General features: G+C 60.8%; 15 protein-coding genes and 5 pseudogenes. 18 read left to right on the top strand and 2 right to left on the bottom strand.

Going from position 1 to position 20,605, the window contains the following annotated elements:
• Nucleotide 1 precedes the first annotated feature (1 nt).
• The 8 genes and pseudogenes from IVA81_RS16705 to IVA81_RS16670 form a co-directional block, all read left to right on the top strand.
• Nucleotides 2-1,003 carry a toprim domain-containing protein gene (locus tag IVA81_RS16705; protein WP_247319966.1) on the top strand — a complete coding sequence of 334 codons (1,002 nt, stop codon included), beginning with the start codon at nt 2-4 and terminating at the stop codon, nt 1,001-1,003.
• Nucleotides 1,004-1,333: 330 nt separating this feature from the next.
• Nucleotides 1,334-2,257: a DUF2493 domain-containing protein gene (locus IVA81_RS16700; RefSeq protein ID WP_247319964.1), complete on the top strand. Its 924-nt coding sequence runs from the start codon at nt 1,334-1,336 to the stop codon at nt 2,255-2,257.
• 138 nt (nt 2,258-2,395) lie between these two features.
• A complete protein-coding gene (locus IVA81_RS16695; RefSeq protein WP_247319962.1) occupies nt 2,396-2,878 on the top strand; it encodes a hypothetical protein in 483 nt (160 codons plus the stop codon).
• Between the two features lie 551 nt (nt 2,879-3,429).
• On the top strand, nt 3,430-3,750 hold the full coding sequence (locus tag IVA81_RS16690) for a DUF736 domain-containing protein (RefSeq protein ID WP_247278035.1): 321 nt from the start codon (nt 3,430-3,432) through the stop codon (nt 3,748-3,750).
• Nucleotides 3,751-4,387: 637 nt separating this feature from the next.
• A pseudogene (locus IVA81_RS16685) lies at nt 4,388-5,457 on the top strand (IS630 family transposase).
• Nucleotides 5,458-6,365: 908 nt separating this feature from the next.
• Nucleotides 6,366-7,136 (top strand): annotated as a pseudogene (locus IVA81_RS16680) (ferredoxin--NADP reductase); the annotation flags it as partial.
• 845 nt (nt 7,137-7,981) lie between these two features.
• Nucleotides 7,982-8,164 (top strand): hypothetical protein, encoded by a 183-nt coding sequence (locus IVA81_RS16675; RefSeq protein WP_247319961.1) that lies wholly within the window; start codon nt 7,982-7,984, stop codon nt 8,162-8,164.
• 105 nt (nt 8,165-8,269) lie between these two features.
• Nucleotides 8,270-8,403: pseudogene (locus IVA81_RS16670) on the top strand (DUF736 family protein); the annotation flags it as partial.
• A gap of 71 nt (nt 8,404-8,474) precedes the next feature.
• Here the strand turns inward: IVA81_RS16670 and IVA81_RS16665 are convergent.
• Nucleotides 8,475-8,642 (bottom strand): annotated as a pseudogene (locus IVA81_RS16665) (helix-turn-helix transcriptional regulator); the annotation flags it as partial.
• Between the two features lie 35 nt (nt 8,643-8,677).
• On the opposite strand from IVA81_RS16665, the gene IVA81_RS16660 reads away from it, so the two are divergent.
• From IVA81_RS16660 to IVA81_RS16650, 3 genes are all read left to right on the top strand, one after another.
• Nucleotides 8,678-8,962, top strand: a complete 285-nt coding sequence (locus tag IVA81_RS16660; protein WP_247319960.1) for a DUF2285 domain-containing protein — start codon at nt 8,678-8,680, stop codon at nt 8,960-8,962.
• Between the two features lie 125 nt (nt 8,963-9,087).
• A complete protein-coding gene (locus IVA81_RS16655) occupies nt 9,088-9,366 on the top strand; it encodes a helix-turn-helix domain-containing protein (RefSeq protein WP_148742779.1) in 279 nt (92 codons plus the stop codon).
• 3 nt (nt 9,367-9,369) lie between these two features.
• Entirely contained in the window at nt 9,370-10,272 is a 903-nt protein-coding gene (locus IVA81_RS16650; RefSeq protein WP_247319959.1) for a replication initiator protein A, read from the top strand.
• 797 nt (nt 10,273-11,069) lie between these two features.
• Here the strand turns inward: IVA81_RS16650 and IVA81_RS16645 are convergent.
• Nucleotides 11,070-11,885, bottom strand: a pseudogene (locus tag IVA81_RS16645) (transposase); the annotation flags it as partial.
• Nucleotides 11,886-12,225: 340 nt separating this feature from the next.
• On the opposite strand from IVA81_RS16645, the gene IVA81_RS16640 reads away from it, so the two are divergent.
• The 7 genes from IVA81_RS16640 (at nt 12,226) to IVA81_RS16615 (ending at nt 20,593) form a co-directional block, all read left to right on the top strand.
• On the top strand, nt 12,226-12,690 hold the full coding sequence (locus IVA81_RS16640) for a DUF2840 domain-containing protein (protein ID WP_247319952.1): 465 nt from the start codon (nt 12,226-12,228) through the stop codon (nt 12,688-12,690).
• Between the two features lie 41 nt (nt 12,691-12,731).
• Entirely contained in the window at nt 12,732-13,196 is a 465-nt protein-coding gene (locus tag IVA81_RS16635; protein ID WP_247319950.1) for a S26 family signal peptidase, read from the top strand.
• Between the two features lie 299 nt (nt 13,197-13,495).
• Nucleotides 13,496-14,089, top strand: coding sequence for a lytic transglycosylase domain-containing protein (locus IVA81_RS16630; RefSeq protein WP_247319949.1), 594 nt, complete (start codon nt 13,496-13,498; stop codon nt 14,087-14,089).
• Between the two features lie 241 nt (nt 14,090-14,330).
• On the top strand, nt 14,331-16,058 hold the full coding sequence (locus tag IVA81_RS16625) for a DUF3363 domain-containing protein (protein ID WP_247319943.1): 1,728 nt from the start codon (nt 14,331-14,333) through the stop codon (nt 16,056-16,058).
• Between the two features lie 803 nt (nt 16,059-16,861).
• Nucleotides 16,862-16,987 carry a hypothetical protein gene (locus IVA81_RS40490; protein ID WP_256469341.1) on the top strand — a complete coding sequence of 42 codons (126 nt, stop codon included), beginning with the start codon at nt 16,862-16,864 and terminating at the stop codon, nt 16,985-16,987.
• A gap of 77 nt (nt 16,988-17,064) precedes the next feature.
• Nucleotides 17,065-18,096: an IS630 family transposase gene (locus IVA81_RS16620; RefSeq protein WP_247319940.1), complete on the top strand. Its 1,032-nt coding sequence runs from the start codon at nt 17,065-17,067 to the stop codon at nt 18,094-18,096.
• A gap of 517 nt (nt 18,097-18,613) precedes the next feature.
• The gene (locus tag IVA81_RS16615; RefSeq protein ID WP_247319938.1) at nt 18,614-20,593 is read left to right on the top strand and encodes a conjugal transfer protein TraG; all 1,980 of its coding nucleotides are present in this window, start codon (nt 18,614-18,616) and stop codon (nt 20,591-20,593) included.
• Nucleotides 20,594-20,605 lie beyond the last annotated feature (12 nt).

The raw sequence follows: 20,605 nt of genomic DNA, 5'->3' as shown, positions 1-20,605 counted from the left end.
CCTGTGCCGGCTTAACTCGATCGAACCGCCGTGGTACGGACCCGTATGCCCGGTGGTGTGGGAGGGGTGGCGTCGCGAGACGTCCCCCTATCCCGATCAGTCAGTCTTATGTTCAACTGCACATAAGACCGATGCCGCAACAGGCGAGCATGGCGATCTCCTCGACATCATCCGCGAAAGCCTGGGCTTGCGTGAATTCCGCGAAGTCGCCGAGGAGGCGAGGCGTTTCTTGGGACTGCCTCGTACTGAACCGGAACTCGTCCCGAAACCCGTTCGTCCGTTAGCACCGGCTGGATCGCAAGAGGCGGCGAGACGGCTCTTTATTATATCGCAACCGATCGAGGGGACGCTGGTCGAGACATATTTGCAGCGTCGCGGGATCGCCCACGTGCACCATGGTGGCAGCCTGCGTTTCCATCCGCGTTGCTACTATCGGCCGGACGAACACCTGCCAGCCGAGACCTGGCCGGCGATGATCGCCTGCGTCACGGATCTCGAAGGCAGGATCACTGGCGTGCATCGCACCTGGCTCGACCCAGACGGCTTTGATCGCATTCGGCTGGGCAAAGCTCCGATCAATACGCCACGACGCGCGATGGGCGATCTCCTCGGCAACGCGGTTCGCTTCGGCGTGGTGGACGATGTGCTCGCTGCCGGCGAGGGAATCGAAACCATGCTGTCGCTGCGCTACGTGCTGCCGAGCATGCCGATGGCGGCTGCGCTCTCGGCCAATCACCTCTCAGCCATGGTGCTTCCGACTGGGCTGCGCCGGCTCTACATCGCCCGCGATGTCGATGCCGCTGGCGATGCGGTGCACGCGACCCTCAGCCAACGCGCAGTGGACGCCGGCATTGAAGCAATCGCGCTGTCGCCCCGGCTGGGCGACTTCAACGAAGATCTGCATGTCTTCGGTCTCGATGCCCTCCAAGCAGCGTTGCGGTTCCAGCTCGTGCCAGAGGACGTCGTTCGCTTCCTGCATTCCTCGAGGGTGCCCGCGGAATAGCTCCCGGTGTTCGATCGACGTTGATGGGCCAGTCATAGGCGAGGCCAATACCGGAAGAGGACGCGAGCTCGGCCTTCTAGAGGGCGATCGGACGGCAAGCGGAGCGGGCCGGCAACGGCTGCGGCCGGCTATTTTCCGCCGCGCGCTAGCGATGTGAAGACACATTATTCGGTTGGCCGCGCGCTTTTCATCGCGAAGCAAAATAGCCGGCCTCCGCCATCCTCCGCTGCCGCTTCGGCCCTTTCGGGTTCTGGCCCGCTCCGCCCGCCGTCAGAGGATCGCCACGAAGGCCGCGATGGTCGCGGCCGATCCGGCAAAGGACCTCTTCCCATGACCGACCATGACGACATCGAACCGCCGCATGCATCTTCTCCGACCGACGACGTCATCACCGAACTCCAGCTCTTCGGCTATCGTCCCTTCGACGACCAGCCCGATCCAAGACCGCTCCCCGAGGGCAATATGATTGGCGGCGCCGTCGCCGATATCTTCGACGCCCTGGTCGCGACCTTGAGCGAAACGCGGCTTGAGCCGGACCTTGACGATCTGCTCTGGTCGACGGTCAACCTGTTCCATCGTGCCGTCGAGCGCGTCGAACGGCAGCTCGATAACAACGAACAAGCGCAGCATAGGAGCCAACGCGAGCAGAATGGCTCGGAGGTGCGATCTGTCGAACTCGAGCGCCTGACCGCCGAAGGCCTCACGCTAGTCGAACGTCGCAACTGCCTGGAACTCTTCCGCGACCAGGCCATCGAACAATTTGAGGTCAACACCGGCGCATCCTGGCGCCCGCGATCGGGATCATTGGTCAATCACCGCACGCTCACCGCGGCAATGATCGACTCCCGCGACTTCATTGCCGCCAAACGCCGCGCCGAGACCGAGGTCTTGTTGCCACCAGGACCGAAAATCGCACTCACCGGCGGGCTCGACTTCAATGACCACAACCTCATCTGCGATCGCCTCGACAAGGTTCATGCCAAGCACCCGGACATGGTCCTCCTGCATGGCGGCTCTCCAAAGGGCGCCGAACTGATCGCCTCCAAATGGGCGACCAATCGCAAGGTGCCACAGATCGCCTTTAAGCCTGACTGGACGAAGCACGCCAAGGCGGCGCCGTTCAAGCGCAACGATGCGATGCTCGAACTCCTGCCGATCGGCGTCATGCATTTCCCGGGCACGGGAATTCAGGACAATCTCGCTGACAAGGCGAAGCGGCTCGGCATCCCCGTCTGGAAGTTCGGCGGCGCATGAGCGCCGTCTACTTGCCTCCAAGACGACCAAGATGGAGTTGCGCGCCGCAACTCCGCCTCGTTTCGATTTTACGTCCGAAGCCGCGCCGCGGTGGTGGTGGAGGCGCGACCAATACGTCTGTGCATTGGAGCCACCGCCATGCTCGCTCTTGGGCTTGTCCTCAACACGCTCGGCATCGGTTTGTTCTGCTGGCTGATCTTTGCGCTGGCGGTCTATGCCTTGCCGTTTTTCGTCGCACTCAGTGTCGGAATGTCGGCATTTCGTGATGGCGCGGGCGTCTTCGGCGCATTGCTTATCGGAATTGTTTCTGGCGCGCTGACGCTTGCCGCTGGTCAGCTCGCCCTTGCCGTTAGTCGGTCCTTGACCTTGCGCGTCGCGATCGCAACCGTATTCGCGCTCCCTGCGGCGATCGCCGGCTATCATCTGGTGTTTGCCCTGTCGCAGATCGGGGTGCCCTCGCTGGCTTGGCGCGAGGCCTTCGCTTGCGCAGGTGCGGCTTGCATCGCCGGCACGGCATGGGCGCGTTTGACCCTTCCCGCGAGGACCCGCCCGTCGGAGTCGGCCGGGGTGGTGGAGAATACACCTCGACCAGTTCTTACAGCCGCCACGCACGAGCGATGAGGCTTCGTCGCCATCAGGTCCAGCAAGCTCGCACAGAGACCAGGTTGAACGAGAGGGCGTCGAGCTTGAGCGAAAGGTAACCGCGTTTCTCCTCGAAGCCTGCAAGCAAGCCCCACCAATCTCTGTCTGGCCCGCATAGCTGCGGTGGGGCGCGCCGCGCTCGATCATTTCTGCGGGGACGATACCGCCCTTTGCGGCAGATTGTTTCTCCTTCTACGCTGACCTGTACCGACCTCTTGCTCAGCACACCGAGATTCGCCAAGTCTTCTCCTTAAGATTGCGGTTCAGCACGCGGACGCACGTGGCCTCTTTGATGGCTTGATCTGGCCCAAGAGCGGCTGCGCCTCGATCGTCTGAGCCGCAACGCCGATTGATGCGACTTTCTTCCCCTGGGCTTGCGCCCATTCCTCGCGAGACAAGAAAGTCGCTCCAACGGCGTCCTCCGCTGCGCTCCGGCCCGCCAGCGGGTGCGTCGCCGATCGTCTTCGGCCTTTAGATCGCCATCGAGGCCGCGGTGGTCGCGGGCTCGAAACACAAACAGGAGAAGTAACATGGCTAACATCGGTTCGTTCAAGAAGGTCGGTAACGAGTTTCACGGCGAGATCGTCACCCTGAGCCTCCAGACCAAGGGCGTCCGCATCGTCGCCGAAACCAACCGCTCCAGCGACAACGCGCCCAGCCACCGCATCTACGTGGGCCGGGCGGAGATCGGGGCAGCCTGGTCGAAGCGCTCCGAGGAGGGCCGCGACTACCTCTCGCTCAAGCTCGACGATCCCTCATTCAACGCACCGATCTACGCGAACTTGTTCGATGACGAAGGCGGCGAGGGGTACACCCTGCTCTGGTCGCGGCCGCGCAAGAACGGCGAGTGAGGCTCGCTCAAAGCCCCGCCCGAGTTGATCGGGCGGGTTCCTTTTGGAGCCTAAAGTCGAAAACATCAACGCTGCCGCTGCATCGGCGCAGTCGATTTTCGTGATTTCGCGTTCTAGAGCTCGCAGTACCACAACCGATCTGGGTGGTCATAAAGTCGCTCTTACGCAGCAGTGCTATTTCTTCTTGGAACGTGGCTCGCCGGCTTGCGGACTTTTAGGCGAAGTCCTTCGGTGTCGTCGCTCCTCTGGGTGGCTGAACAGAGCCTTCAGCATAAGTGAACACCCAGCGTGTCGGCCAGCCAGTCGAGAGAGATCAATTCTCCGGTTCTCAGATTGCCTCTCGAGGCCACCCATATATGAGTGGTCACTGCCGACACTGTAGGCACGTTGCTCTTGGGGCACCGAGGCCTTGCCGATGCTGGTGCCAGTCGTGCGGAGCGCGTCTGCCTCGCCGCTGCGCAACCGTCTGCTGATCTTGCATCGGGCAGCAACAGACAGGCACCCAATGGCTGGTGTGCTGCAGTGCGCATTCAGGGAGCGCAACATCACCTTTGGTTCAAAAAGGCGCCGCGGCCAGTGTCCCGAGTCACAAGTCTGCAATCGTAGATTTGCATTAGATTTGCGTCGCTGTGCCAAGATGGAGGATGTAGCAGGGACGGAGAATGTGATGGAGGTCCGGCAACTTGCCTCCCTGACATTGAGCGATGAAGTTCGTGCCGAACTGAAGTCGCTGACGACGCGCCGGAAGACGGCGCTGGTGCTGGCGCTGCGAGCGCGGATCGTGCTGACCTGCGCGGAAGGCGGGCGGCCAAGCTGGGCCTTGACGGGCCGACGGTAGGCGGCGGCGTTTTGTGGAGCGGCGCGTGGACGGCTGCACGACGAGCGCGCTCCGGGCACCGCGTACGGTTGAGGATGCCCGCACCGAAGTCGTAATCGTGAGGACATTGGAGAGTTGCCCTGAGCACGCCATCCATCGGAGTTCCCGCGGCATGGCGAAGGCCAGCGGCCTGTCGGTGTCGACCGTGCAACGTATCTGGCGGGTCTTCGGGCTCCAGCCGCACGGAGGCCTTGAAGCTCTCCACGATCCAAACTTCATGGCCAAAGTGCGCGACGTCGTGGGCCTATACGTCTGGCCACCGGAGCACGGTGTCGTTCTATGCGTGGATGAGAAGTCCCAATCCGGGCGCTGGACCGCAGCCACCATGCTGCCGATGGGTCCCGGCCAGCCGGCCCGAAGCGAAGCATGACTACAGAAGACATGGCACCACATCGCTGTTCGCCGCTCTCGACATTGCGACCGGACGAGCCATCGGCGAGTGCTAGGGAGGTCACCGTGCTGCCAAATTCCGTCAGTTCCTAGACGAGATCGAGGCCGCTGTGCCGCGCGAACTCGACGTCCATCTCATCATGGACGCCACGCATAAGTCCGCACTGATCCAACGATGGATGGCTAAAAGGCCGCGCTGGCACGTGCACCTGACCCGACCAGTTCGCATGGCTCAACTAGGTCGGGCGCTTCTTCGCTCTCCTCACGGATAAAAAGATCAGGCGCGGCGCAGCGTCGCCGCCCTCCGGGCAGACATCACTTCGTTTATTGATCGACACAACGTCGATCCCAAACCGTTCCGATGGAGGAAGTCCGCCGATCACATCCTTGCATTCATCGAACGCTTCTGCCGGTACAATGCCCCGACAAACACGATGTGATGTTGCGATCTTGTTCAGGACAGGGCCTTCTATTCCGCCGAACTGCCGCTCGATGCAGACCTTGAAGTCCGTGCCCATGCCTCTTCTTCCGCTTCGGTCCTTGCTTGAGTGGAGGCTGAAAGCACGCGGCTGTCTGCATCGGACCGAGCATGTGCCGTCATGACAAGGCCCGCTGTCCACAGGCGGTCGGGAAAGTTCGGGACAAGGTGCGGCGTGAAATCCATCGAAGAAGGTGGCCAAGATGCAGGATTTAGCCGTGAACACGCGCCTCATTGCATTAAGTAACATCACAGAGTTGTTATAGTCAGCTTGAGCAATCACGCGCGGTCGAAGAAAGCATGTTCAGGGGATTGATATCTCGGCGAATCTCGGAGCGTCGATCCTCATTGGGGTTCCCGTTCTAGTAGCTTTGCAACCGAGCGCAAGGTCTAGGCGAGATGGAAGAGGTATTTTGTACGAAACGCTCCACTGAAGCCGAGACACCACACTCAGGTGGGAAACGAGATTGTTTGTTCACTATGTACTGTGTTTGTCGGAGCAAATGCGCCCAAGTCTGCCATTGCGTCTGCTCGAGGTGGGCACGACCACTCGGCGGGGAGTGAGCTGGCAAGCCAGCCTACCGCCCGGCGTGAACTGGGGAAAAACTTCATCTGGGGATGCCGGCGGGCTGAAGAGTAAATAATCTACGTGAATGGGCAGCGCCTGGGGTTGATCGCTACAGGAGGGGCACAGGCCGATCTTCTAATGAAAGCCAAAGCGGTTGTGGGCGTGAAGCTATCGGTCCGACGCTACTTCATCGAGAGCCTCATCTGGTGCTTGTATTATGCTCATTCGGAAAACTGGTGCAAACTTTGCGCGAACGCGGCCCGTGGATTTGGATCATGCCTTAATTTCGCCGGGACGGTGAGATGAGCAAGTTCAGCCAGGAAAACGTACTGAGCGTCCATCACTGGACCGACAATCTCTTCAGCTTCACCACGACCCGGAATCCGTCGTTCAGCTTCCGTAGCGGTGAATTCACCATGATCGGGCGCAAGGTCGACGAGAAGCCGCTGCTGCGGGCCTACAGCCTCGCCAGCGCTCATTACGAGAACCGGTTGGAATTCTTCTCGATCAAGACACCGGATGGTCCCTTAACCTCGCGTCTGCAGCATCTGAAGGAGGGTGACGAGATCATCGTCAGCCGCAAGGCGACGGGGACGCTGGTCATCGATAATCTCGAGGACGGGCGCAATCTGTATCTGATCGGCACCGGCACCGGGCTTGCGCCGTTCCTGAGCGTGATCAAGGATCCCGAAACCTATTTGCGATTCGAGAATGTCGTGCTGCTGCATGGCTGCCGCCGCGTCGCCGAGCTCGCCTATGGCGAGATGATCACGGAAAAACTGCCGCGCGACGAACTGGTCGGCGACTTCGCGCGCTACCAGCTGATCTATTATCCGACCGTGACGCGCGATCGCTTCTATAACCGCGGCCGGGCCACCGATCTGATCGTTTCAGGCAAGCTGTTTGCGGATATCGAATTGCCGGAACTGGAGCCGCAGCATGACCGCGTCATGATCTGTGGCAGCCCGGGCTTGGTGCGCGATGCCCGTGAGCTAATGGTGGCGAAGGGCTTTGTCGAAGGAAATCAAGGCAAGCCGGCGCAATTCGTGTTCGAAAAAGAGCTCGCAGAACGAAACAGGTTCGTCTTCGGAGAAGGGGGGCACATGAACCATGACGACAAAGTACGAACCGCCATGAACCATCGACGATGACAGACGAAGAGCGCGAGCTAGAGCGCTGCAAGCAAGAAATTCTTCGTCTCACACAGCTGGTTGTGTTTCTCAAACGGCAGGTTGTGCAGCTTTCTGAAATCGTCTTACGCAACGTCGTAAAGAGCGTCGGGGGCGGAAAGTCGGAACGCTCGTGAGTCTGTGAGGGACGCTGAAGTAGCGCGTTGTTTCCCAGCAGCGTGGATCCCTCGCTTTGGGCGGCGGGGAGCGGCCCCGTCCTTGCGCTCATCGGGACCAGGCTCTCAATTTTCAGTCGGAGGCGCGGTGCATGTGAGGACTAATGTTCAACCGTGACGGTGACTTTGGCCTCAACTTGCGGCCTATCACTACGCTTTGCTTGTCGCGTTGTCCCTGTTGTGCAGCATTGGTCAACTTCTAACAGGGGCCAATCTTGAGCTTTCTCTTAACCGCGGATGAGAGAGCATCGGGTACGTTTTTTGATAGATTGCGCGCGCCAAAGCGAAAGAGTGGCGGAGCGATCAAACGGAATCCGCTAACGGCCAGCCGGGAACATGGAGTTGCAATAAAGTCATCTCCTCTTATGCGGATTTGGCGAGACAAGGCTGGGGCGATTTTAATTGAGTGCGGCCTGATTGCGGCCGGGATTTCTGCTACTGTTGGCCTTGCGCTGACTGTTCTTCCACCAACCGCAATGTAGCTTGCAGTTCTTTACCTTCACCAACCTGTTCGACGCGCCAGCTCGAGAAGTTGGATCTCGTACCTGAACCCAGCAATAATAGGAAAGGCGAATGACCGTCAGCAAGTATCAGTTCAGGCACGAGCTGCGGCTGTTGATCGACACGCAGATCAGCTCCTCGAGCACGTTCGAAGACTACGTGCTAGTCACATGGGAGCTGGAAAAGGCGAAGAACAGGCTGGAGCTGGACGCTGAGAAATTCCCGGACGAGGAGGTCGACGCCTGTGAATTATAGCGCCGGCCCGAGCGCTTATCACTCGTTGATCAATCCTCGGGCGGAGGCTATGTTGGAATGGTAAAGCCCGCCTTTAGCTTGCAATTTGGTGCGCAGTATAATCGCGAGATAGGCGCAGTGTGGTCAACGCGCTCCGAAGGAAGCGCGCGAATACCTCTCACACGAGCTTGACGATCCTCCTCGACGCGCCGATATACGCGAACCTGTTCGATGACGAAGGCGGCGAAGGCTACACCCTAGGCGGAGCTTCGTGTTCAAGCCATGCAGCAACTGCCGAGCAACCGGAAACAAGCGTCTGGCCGAAGTCCTTTCATTTTTGCTTCGGCGTCTTGGTTCGCTGTTTGCAGAATTCCTCATCAGGCAACACGAGATCGACGTGGCTAAGGCCTAATGTGCTCGCGAGTTCGAACAGCGTCACTACCGTGGGATTGCGCCGGCCACGCTTTAAATCGCTGATGTATTGCTGAGTAAAGCCGGACGCCTCGGAGATCCGCGTGCACGCTTCACGTCGGCGTGTGGCGCGCTATCACCGGCCGCGCCCCAGGACCGCCCTTTTATCAGCTTTCGGCGCAGCGACGCGAACGATTGGCCTTGGCGCTGTGCGCGCTCGATGGGCGCTTGGATGGCGCTTCTTATCGCGTCATCGCCGAACTGCTGTTCGGCCGAAAACGCATCCCTGAACGCGCCTGGAAAACCCATGAGCTGCGCAGCCGGTCCATCCGCCTGGTGCAAGCCGGCTTGGCTCTGATGCGCGGCGGCTATCGCGCATTGCTGCATCGCTCACCTCGCAGGGAGTAGAGCAGGGGGTGCCGAAAACCATCGGTCCATCTTCGGCATCCCCCTGAGCACTCCTACTCCGTCATGGTGACCGTCGACGCGCGACCGAACCCGGTCGCGCTCCAGACGACCACGGAGCCTCGCAAATGCCCGATCCGAACGCCGGCTTGCCGCCGCGATACCTGCGCACGCCCGAGGCGGCGCGCTTTCTCGGACTGTCCGGTCGCACCCTCGAAAAGCACCGCACCTATGGCACAGGCCCGACGTACCGGAAGCTGGGCGGCCGCGTTGTGTATGCGCTCGAAGACCTGACGGCGTGGGTTGACCGCGGCGCCAAAACGTCCACCAGCGATCCTGGCGCAGGCACAGTCCTGCCCGCGAAACGGCACACGCCGATTCCGTATGCGGGCAAGGAGCGGCGCTGACCTTTGCCCGACAGCAACTCAACTGTATCCGGGAGGCGGCGGTCAGAGTGCGACCAACTCGATCTGTTTCGCGCGCTTCCTGGCGATCTCGCTGCACGGGACGCGCAAGACTTAATGGCGTATCCGTTCGTTTCGCTAGCAAAGTCGAAGCGGATCGTCCCGATCGACTTCCGCGCAGGCACCATCACCATCCGTGTCGAAGCGGTGCCGGAACATGGCCTGGCCACGATCTGGGACGCGGACGTTCTGATTTTGGCTGCCTCACAGATTGTCCAGGCCCGTGATGCCGGGTTGAAAACCTCGCGCCTGATGTCCACCACCCCCTATGAGATCCTGACCTTCGTCGGCCGCGGCACCAGCGTACGCGACTACGACCGCCTCAAGGCTGCGCTCGACCGATTGCAATCAACCAGCGTCATGACCTCAATCCGGCAACCGACAGAACGGTCGCGGCATCGCTTCTCCTGGATAAACGAATGGAAACACACAAGCGATGTGCACGGGCATGCCCGTGGGATTGAGTTGATCTTACCCGATTGGTTCTACACGGGCGTTCTAAACGGATCGCTCGTGCTGACCATTGACCGCGCGTATTTCGATCTGACCGGTGGACTGGAACGTTGGCTCTATCGCCTCGTCCGCGAGCACGGAGATCATCAGCATAGCGGTTGGAGCTTCGGGCTCGTGCACTTGCATGCCAAGTCCGGGAGCCTCGCGCCGCTGAAGCACTTCGCCTACGACCTGCGCCAAATCGTGCATCATCAGACCTTGCCGGGCTATCGGCTGGCTATCACACACGACCTGAATGGCGAAGAACGATTGAATTTCGCACCCGTCCAGATCGACCCACCTACGCGGCGATTGCGAAAGCGTGGCCTTAGCAGCCCTGCGGGGGATAAGCTGTGAATTCGCTCGTGTTATCAGGGACTGGAAGACTCGTGCCATCGGGGACCCGTTCCGCGTGCTACCGAGGACCGAAATCGCACCTAAAACACTGCGACGCCAATCTTTCCAGCTCTCTTAACTTTACTAACGTACTGACACTAACGTCTTGTTGTGAATCAGTCCGTTGCGAACAAGTTAGCCTCGCGGGTAACGAGGATGCCTCATGCGCTTACTCTCTCACGCGCAAGACCTTCCTGCAATGCGATACTTGTCACGAGCGCACGCGCGCGGACGCGATCGCGCGCAAAATCACGCGATCAGCAGCATCGTTGTCACCACCGCGTTACGCTCGTTCGTTTCCGTTGCGCCAGCTCGCGCGTCGAGGAGAACTCGCTAAGGTCCGTGGTTGGCACGGCCGCTACCACATGCCGGAATCTGGAGAATGGGCGGTCAGGCTAACCAGCGCCGTGCTTGATGGCTTGAAAAGTGTGCATGAAGCCGCTGGCAGCAAAAGTAGCGATCTCACCCAAATCCCCGTCTGGTTGGGAGACGCCGCGCCGCCGTGGCGGAAGAAGCCGCTCGTGGAAACTGCCGGGTCGCGGAGGCCCTCAGGCCACCGCAGCGAGCCGGCCGCGCTTCACGCCCGCGCCAAACCGGAAGGTCGTGCCATCGATCCAGATCTTGTGCAGCAGCACGGCGAGCGAGCGCGCCACCGCGGTCGCCGCGCGCTTCAGCCCCTTCTTCCTGGCCAGCCGCAGGCCCCACAGCCGCAGCTTAAAACTCTTCGGAATGCGCGCGAAGATCGCGATCGCCGCCTCCTACGGGATCGCTCGCGTCAGCTCATCGCCGCATTTGAAGATGCTGCCGATCCGGTCGGTCTGGCCGGATTGATAGCGCCGCGGCGTCGGCCCGAAATGGGCGCCAACATTGGTCGACTTCTTGAATCGCGCCGGATCATCGACGGTGGCGCGAAACGTCAGCGCCACGAGCGCGCCGACCGGGGGCACCGTCATCATCCGTCGCACCGCGCTGTCGCTGCGCGCAGCCACCAGCGGCAGGCGGTGCAGTTTTGTCAGCTGCAGCCGCATGGCGTTGCGGGCGTCGAACAGCGGGGCGACGATCGCTTCCGATTCTCTCTTTCCGGCCATGATCTCGCGCACCCGCGCGTCAAAACGGCCGACCGAGATCTCGCCGACCTTGAGGCCGAACGAGCGCAACAGGCCGCGGATCATGTTCTCCATGCCCAGCATCTTGCCGCGCATCGCCTTGCGCCCGACCAGCGGCGCGCGCAGCGGCTGTGCGCTCTCCGACTTGACATGAACCGTACGGAACCAACCGGTCCGCATCATATGCGCAATGCCTTTGGCGTTACGGTCGGTCTTGTTCAGCATCGCGTTCAGCGCCGCCTTGGCGTGCCGGCTCTCGAGGCAGATCACGGCGCGGCCTTTTTCGGAAAGCGCCGTGAACAGCCAGGCGCTGTACGAGAACGCTTCCAGGCCGACGCGCTTGAGGTGGATTCCCCATTTCGCCAGGAACAGTTCGATCGCGTCCGGATCGGTCTCGAGTGTCGCTTCCTGGACGACGTTATCGTCGCCGTCCACCACGCAAACATTCGTTGCCTGCAGCGACACGTCGAGCCCTGCATAAGATTCCGTCGTTCGTCTCTACCATTCTCCGCCGGAACGCGCCGCCCGTTCCGTTCCCGGATTGTCGCGAAGCAACATGTCCGCAATCCGGCCGGCGAGGGGACACAAGTCACTACCTCGGAAAACCTGCAGTTGCTTTCGATTCCTTCTAACGAATTGGAGCCTCGCCGATGTGGTTGCAGCAGGATTGCTGCAAGCCTTCGACGACCACGATCCATCGAAGCGTCATTACAGCCGTCCTGCCGACGCAAAGGCTTCTCGCACGATGCGCCGGTGATAGCCATTCTCGGCACGTCCAAAGTCCCCCTCAACAATATGGAGCAGTCAGGTGAGCGACCTCACAACTGTTGAGCTCTTGTGGCTCGAGAAGCGCATCGAAAATCGAATCCGGTTCGGTAAACCTGCATCAGAGAAGATCGTTGATCATCACCGGCGCATTCTCTCGTTTTTGCCCGGCAGCATCTTCGCGTTCGTGCGCTGGACGTCCAACGACTTCGGAACCATCCTGTCGCGGATCGACATTTTACGCGCCGTCGCGCCAGGCCAGCGATACTCAACCGTGCCTTGGGTCAGCCCCGGCGGCGAAAGCCTGCTGCGATTAGCTGGTTGGCCAAAGGTCGAACGCGTTCTCCAGTTGATCGACTCCGTAGAGTCACTGGGCATCGATCCTGCCGATGCAGCCCCCGCGTATTGGCATCACGCCCACAACCGTCTTTCTGTCAACGAAAAGCCACGAGCTTATACCCGTGCACGCCACCAGGCGTGGCTCCATCGGCACAGGATGGCACTCTGATGGGACGGTTGGGGAACATTCTTGCGATGTGTGGGGCCACAATGCTCGCGCTCTGGCCAGTCAACAACACCTCACCATTGTACATCTGGAATGCCTCGGACAGCGTGCCGATCGGGGTCTATCGCTTGCAAGAGGCCGGACCATTGTACGTCACTGAGCTCGTGGCGGTTCGAACGCCAGACCCGCTCGCGACTTTTCTCGATCTCAACGGTTATTTGCCAAGCGGCCTTCCAATGCTCAAGCGTGTGCTGGCGCTGCCCGGCCAAACCGTCTGCAGAACGGGCCTCGCAATCATCGTCGACAGCATACACATGGGTGAGGCAAGTGAGCGCGATCGTCGCGGCCGGCCGTTGCCGGTCTGGCAGGGCTGCCGGGTCATTGCTGAGGGCGAAGTGTTTCTCATGAACTGGCAGTCGGCGGACTCGCTAGACGGCCGATATTTCGGACCCCAGCCGAGATCGTCCGTCATTGGGCGAGCGCTCCCGGTGTGGACCAGAGAGCAGTGACAATGCCGGCTCTCCCCTGTTGGCCTGTCATTTCTCCATACGGCCGGTCGCAACATCGTTCCTCCGTCTCGGCCAGCTTCTTGAGAATCGGCGCGCATTGCCCCAGGATCAGGCGGCCTCAAGGCCGGCTGGGAGAAACTTTATACTTGGCGGCAGTCCGCACAATGCGATGTGGGGCCACTGCTTGCTTTTTGGGAATTCTGCTGACGTTCGGACCGCCCTCGAGCGCCAGAGCGGAGGTCGCATCGCGGCCTGCGCACTCCATAACCCTGCTTCGTAGCGTTGCATACGCCGCGTTCGTGACCGAAGCCTCCAACCGGTTCGCGATCCCGGAGCGTTGGATCGATGCCGTGATGCAGGTCGAAAGTGGCGGTAATGCGCACGCCATATCGCCTCGAGGAGCGCTCGGGCTGATGCAAATCATGCCCGCGACCTGGGTCGAACTGAGCGCTCGTCACGATCTCGGTATCGATCCGTTTGATCCGCACGACAATATTATAGCTGGGGCAGCGTACATCCGCGAGATGCTCGACCGGTTCGGATGGGGAGGGTTTCTTGCAGCCTACAATGCGGGACCGAAGCGGTATGACGAGCATTTGGCGACAGGTCGATCGCTTCCAGAAGAAACGCAAACCTATGTAGCCAGACTCGCAGCATTGATCGGGGTTGAGCAACGCAACAGCCGTGGTTCGGCCGCCAGACACGTCGTCCTGTGGCAGCAAGCTCCAGTTTTTGTTGAGCGATCTGGCAGCTCGTCCGCTGCCGACAACTTTGCATCAGGAGTGCGCACAATGAATTCGTCGAAGGCAGCGCCTAAAGCTGTTGCCAGTGCACTTGTACCTCGCGCGACGGGGCTGTTTTGGCATCGATCAATCAAGGTGCAGTCTCCATGATAGCAATCGCATTTGGTCGCATGGCCTCGAAGGTTCTCGCATGTTTGAGAATGGCCGGGAGGAAGCAGGGGGGAGCCGACCGCCGAGGGCAGGATAAAAGCCGCAAGGTGCGGCCGGTCGGTTGTGCGAGAAAGTGTACCGATTTCAACGATCGACTAAACATTGCGGCGACTCGGAGCAAAGTTCAGCTTTCCCCAAGGCGCTGTTGTTACACGGTTTTCGATGCCTTGCGGCGGCCGGAATGACGCGCGACGATGATCTTCGGATCCGTCCCGGCCGTATCCGTTCCACGCGCGCGCCCCGGACAAAACCATTTCTGGCGCAGGTACTCACAGCCGCTCAGAAGGCCGGCGGCCTCTCGCGAGGCAAGGATGGCCACGGCCGTAAGTTTGGACGCGGCCGCGCCGCGAGCATCGCTGCGGCACGGCTCCTCAACGCCCGCGGCCGCGGCGCTATGGTCAAGGCGCGGGTGGTGCGGCGGATGCGTTCGCCGGGCGCGTTGCGCAACCATATCGGTTACCTGCAGCGCGACGGAGTCACACGCGGCGGCGCTCCGGGCAAACTATTCGACGCTGCGGGGGATGATGCGGACGGTCGCGCCTTCGTCACGCGTTGCGAGGGTGACCGCCATCATTTTAGGTTCATTGTCTCGCCTGATGATGCTGGTGAACTTGCCAGCCTGCGTAGCTTCACCCGGGAGTTGATGGACCAAGCCTCGCGCGACCTTGGCACACGGCTTGACTGGGTCGCGGTCGACCATTGGAATACCGAGCATCCGCACATTCACATCCTCGTGCGGGGCCGTACCGATGACGGTGCCGACCTCGTCATCAGCCGCGATTATATCGCTATGGGCTTACGCGCCCGCGCCAGCGACCTTGTCACGCGCGAACTTGGCCCTCGTTCGGAGCTCGAGATCCGCCAGAGCCTTGAGGCGGACACGACAGCCGAACGCTGGACCAGGCTCGATCGGACGCTTGCCAGGGAAGCGGGGACGGCGGACGGCGTTATCGATTTGAGGTTCGAGCGGGAGGCCGGGCGCGATCCATTGCGGGAAATTCGGATTGGGCGGATGCGGACGCTCGAGCGGCTCGGCTTGGCGGAACCTGGGGGCCCCGCGGTCTGGGTTCTGGCCGCCGATGCGGAGGCGAGGTTGCGCGCGCTTGGCGAGCGCGGTGACATCATCAAGCGGCTGCACAAAACCCTCACGCGGGACGGCGCCAGCCGCACCCCCGCATCCTGGGCACTCGAGGGCGAAACTCATGGCGAACCGATCGTTGGCCGTCTCATCGCGCGCGGGCTTGATGACGAGCTGAAGGGCACAGCCTTTGCCATTGTCGATGGGATTGACGGGCGCGTGCATCACGTGAAGCTTTCTGACGTCGAGGCGGCCGGCGATGGGCCGATCGGTGGGATTGTGGAACTGCGCCGGTTTGCGGACGCCCGTGGTCGAACACGGATTGCGCTCGCGGTTCGCTCGGAGCTCGTTCTGGACCAGCAGGTCGCGGCGGATGGTGCAACGTGGCTAGACCGGCAGCTCGTTGCACGAGATCCTGCCGAGCTCTCGCGCAATGCGTTTGGCGCGGAGGTTCGTGCAGCACTTGAACGGCGCATCGATGTTTTGGCCGACCAAGGGCTCGCCCAGCGCGATGGCAACAAGGTCCGGCTACGCCGCAACCTGATCGAAACCCTCCGCGATCGCGAACTCGACGTCGTCACACGACGTCTCATGGAGGAAACGGGGCGTCCGCACTTGTCATCTGATGTAGGTGAGCAGATTTCGGGGGTTTATCGTCGACGCCTGTCACTGGCCTCGGGGCGCTTCGCGATGATCGACAACGGCCTCGGCTTTCAGCTTGTGCCCTGGTCGCCTTCGCTCGAGCGGGAGTTGGGAAAACAGGTCAGCGGCATCGCCGGTCCAGGCAGCGTCGACTGGGACTTCGGCCGCAAGCGCGGCCTATCGCTCTGACCTGAGGTCCTGGCGCTGCACTGCGCCCAATTGCAGGGCAGGGAAGACTTGGTTGCCTCGCGTGGATTGCTCGAGGCGGAAAAATGGGAGAGGAGCGATAGTGAGCAGCGAATAGCGAATGGAGGGTCCACCGTTCTGGAACTATCTCTTCTTCGCCTCCGGGTTCGCTCGACCTTGGTGGCGCTCGATCATCGACTGGACGCAGCTGTGTGGAAAAAAGCGCCGTTCACCCTTAGGTCGCTGAGATTCTCAACGGCTAAATCGCACAGCAGAACCCTTCGAATCTAGATGGCCATCCCGTGTAGCGGAAACGGCATGGGGCCTTCGATCTTTAAGTGATCGGAAGGTGTCTGGCTGTGGCATGATGGCGGTGACGATACTTCCTTGCGTGCTGGTCTCGGATGCCGATGGTCAGATGCTCTGCAGAAGACCCCGGCGCTTCGCGCACCGACCACCAGAGTCCAGTTTGCTGGACCCAGTTGTGGGCGTGTCATCGAGCGGGCGAATAACGATTTCAACCTGCTCGATTTTGATCCGGAGGCATTCGCGCGAGGTTATCCGCGTAGGCAGGCCGGCGAGCAATCGGAGAGCTCCGAGCCCACAAGCCGGCTTTGACAGCGGATAGCAGAAGTGCAACTCGATTCGCGCAATGAAGATTTGGCAAACGCCAGTTCGCCTGTCCCGGTTTCCAGAGAGACCGCAACAGCTGACGTACAACATCCAAGCATCTGGCTGGCCAAGGGCACCAACAGGCGACCGGCTGGAGGAGGACTCTCTCGATACCGATGTGCAGGAGTATCTAGATGATCGATTCCATGAAATCTGCATCATGGAACCTATGGTTTGATGATGGATTCCTTGTTTTGCGGTTGGCGAAACGAGGAGCGGCATCATGGCAGGATGGCGGCGAGCAGTCGAATTGGCAATGACGGACGGAGAGATTGAAAGATTGACGGCTCTTTCGCGGTCGCGAACCGAGCCGGCGAGCCGGGTATCGCGGGCGCAGATGCTGCTGGCCTATCGCGAGAATCCTTCGTTCTGTGCGGTGGGGCAAAGAGTTGGGGTTCACCATCAAACGGTTCAGCGCTGCGTGGAGCGGGCGCTGGGCTATGGGCCGCTGGCGGCGATCGAGGATCGGCCACGGCCGGGCAAAGAACCGGTCATCACGCCGGAGGCCAAAGCCTGGTTGGTGTCGCTGGCGTGCGACAAGGCCAAGGAGCACGGCTATCCGCATGAACTGTGGACGACGCGGCTTTTGGCACGTCACGCCCGCGAGCACGGACCGACGGTGGGGCACGAATGTCTCGCCAAGCTGGTTCAAGGCACGGTGTGCAAGATCCTCGGCCAGGAGGAAATCAAGCCGCACAAGGTGCGCTACTATCTGGAACGTCGCGATGCCGAGTTCGAGCAGAAGATGGCGGAGGTTCTGTGCGTTTATCGCGAGGTCCAGGTTCTGAAGAGAGCCGCCGCCAAGTCGCGCAAAGCCATCAAGCGAGTGGCGATCGTTTCCTACGACGAAAAGCCGGGAATCCAGGCCATCGCAACGACGGCACCCGATTTGCCGCCCAAGCCCGGCGTCCACGCCACCTTTGCGCGGGATTATGAGTACAAACGTCATGGCACGCTGAGCCTGTTGGCCGGAATCGACCTGCTTACCGGGAAGGTCCATGCGCTCGTCAGAGACCGCCACCGCAGCCGGGAGTTCATCGAATTCCTCAAGCGTCTCGACGCCGCTTATCCGGCCGGTACCGCGATCAAGCTGATCCTCGATAATCATTCTGCGCACATATCGAGAGAAACAAGAGCCTGGCTCGACGCTCGACCGCCTGGACGCTTCGAGTTTACCTTCACGCCCAAGCATGGTTCGTGGCTCAATCTCATTGAGGGCTTCTTCTCCAAATTCGCCCGGTCGGTCTTGCGCCACATCCGGGTCACCTCAAAACATGAGCTCAAAGAGCGCATTATGGCCGGCATCGACGACGTAAATCGCCACCCCGTCATCCACACCTGGTCATATAAACTCGCCGAAGTAGCCTGATATGATTCAAACCATCAAAACGCAGACCTAGGTGACCGTCGGCCCGGCAGTATCGTCCCATCGGAAACAAGCTCCTGCCGGGACGCTCCCCGCATGATTCTTGTACTCCGCGAGCCCGCCTCCCGCCGATTTAATCCGGGAACGCCCGCCTCATCGATAACGCGTTGTGGCACGCCGCACTCTCTCTTGATCGCGCGCACTTGACGGAGAGCTTAGGGCAGACGCGAGCTAGCCTTCCGGGCATCTATAACCCGGAGCCTCGCTTCGCGAAGGCGGGCCGGTTCGCCTCGAGCGGCAGCACGGTACGAGTTGATTGTCTCATCATCCAAGCGCCTATGACGCGAAGCTGCTTGGGACGGTGCTTTAAGGCGGCCTGTTCTACGCGAGGGATCTTTTTCGGCCCAAACGCGGCTTGCCGATCTGACCCGCCGATCCCTTCGCCAGGGCGCGCGCGAGTACGAGAAGCATAAGCCTCTGATTGTAGCCAACAGGTCGATGGTGTCGATATCGGCAAGCCATGTCCGCGACAAAAATCATCTGGCATCAGGTGATCCTGGTTTGCCTAATCGCGTTCACCTTCGTGTGGGCAGCGACCGAATGGACCGCTTGTCAGCTTGCGTTCCAGCCGCAGCTTGGACCGGCCTGGTTCAGATTAGGGACCTGGCCCGTCTACCAGCCGTTTGCCTTCTTCATCTGGTGGTTTGAATTCGACGCTTACGCGCCCACGATATTCCTCCAGGGGGGTGCCATTGCCGGGAGCGGTGGGATCGCGGCAGTCGCCGCAGCAATGGTGCTTTCGGTCTTGCGCGCGCATGAGGCTCGCGATGTCACGACTTACGGATCAGCGCGTTGGGCCGATACGCGCGAGGTCAAACGGGCGGGGTTGCTAGGCAACGATGGCCTTGTGCTCGGGCGTTTCGATGGTCGATATCTTCGCCATGACGGGCCTGAGCACGTGCTCTGCTTTGCGCCTACCCGTTCGGGCAAGGGAGTCGGCCTGGTCGTTCCGACTCTTTTGACCTGGCCGCGTTCGGTGATCGTCCACGATATCAAGGGCGAGAATTTCCAGTTGACCTCGGGGTGGCGCGCGCACCTTGGAGATGTACTCTTGTTCGACCCGACAAACGCGGCAAGCGCCGCCTACAATCCCCTTCTTGAGATTCGCCGTGGTGATTGCGAAGTACGAGACGCGCAAAATGTCGCGGATATCCTGGTCGATCCCGAAGGGGCGCTCGAGCGGCGCAATCATTGGGAAAAAACCAGCCATTCTCTGCTCGTCGGCGCTATCCTGCATGTCCTCTACGCTGAAGCTGACAAGACACTTGCCGGGGTTGCCAGATTCCTTTCGGACCCGTGCCGCCCGATCGAGGCCACACTGAATGCGATGCTTGCGACTCCTCATCTGGGTGATCGCGTTCATCCCGTCGTCGCTTCAGCTGCGCGAGAGCTGCTCAACAAGAGCGAGAACGAGCGGTCGGGCGTGCTGTCGACCACAATGAGCTTCTTGGGCCTTTACCGCGATCCGGTCGTCGCTAAGGTCACCGCGCGGAGCGATTGGCGCATTCGCGATCTCGTCGATCGACCGCAGCCCGTTTCACTCTATCTCGTCGTGCCGCCATCCGACATCGTCCGCACAAAACCCCTGATGCGGCTCATCCTCAATCAGATCGGACGGCGCCTGACCGAGAGCCTGGATCCCGACCGGCGCCGTCAAAAGCTCCTCCTGATGCTGGACGAGTTTGCAGCCCTTGGCCGCCTCGATTTTTTCGAGAGCCAGCTTGCCTTCATGGCGGGCTATGGCATTCGCAGTTTCCTGATCACTCAGAGCTTGAATCAATTAGAACGCGCCTATGGGCCGAACCACGCGATCCTCGACAATTGTCACATCCGGATCGCCTTCTCCACGAATGACGAGCGCACCGCTAAGCGCGTCTCGGATGCGCTGGGGACCGCGACCGAACTGCGCGCCATGAAAAACTATGCCGGGCATCGCTTAAGCCCCTGGCTTGGACACTTGATGGTGAGCCGCCAAGAGACGTCCCGTCCGCTCCTGACGCCCGGCGAAGTCATGCAGCTCTCATCGAAAGAGGCGATTGTGATGGTGTCGGGCCTCCACCCGCTGCGTGCCACCAAGGTTCGTTACTATGAGGACCCGCAATTTCAGAAGCGAATCTTCAGGCCCGCTAGAACACGAACAATTCTCTTGTCCTCGCGCCCGGATGAGGACTGGTCAGGGCACCCAAGCCCTGCGCCCTCGATCGAACTGCTTGCGCCTCGGCAGCGAAAGCGTGGCGATCCGAACGGGGGGCTGCGGCGCGAGCCAGAATTGCCGCAGCACGAGGAGATCGAAATCAAGGCACCGCTCGCGGAACATGAGTTCGATGCTGGTCCCGATGAGCCCGACGCAGATGCGGTCCAGGCACAAGCGCTAAGCCGCGCAATGCAGGGATTAGCGCGCGCGACCAGCCTCGACCCTGACGATGGCATGGACCTCTGAGTGGACCAAATC

It is taken from the genome of Bradyrhizobium sp. 141 (assembly GCF_023074055.1).
In the GTDB taxonomy this organism is placed as follows: domain Bacteria; phylum Pseudomonadota; class Alphaproteobacteria; order Rhizobiales; family Xanthobacteraceae; genus Bradyrhizobium.
This window is presented reverse-complemented; position numbering and strand designations above follow the sequence as displayed.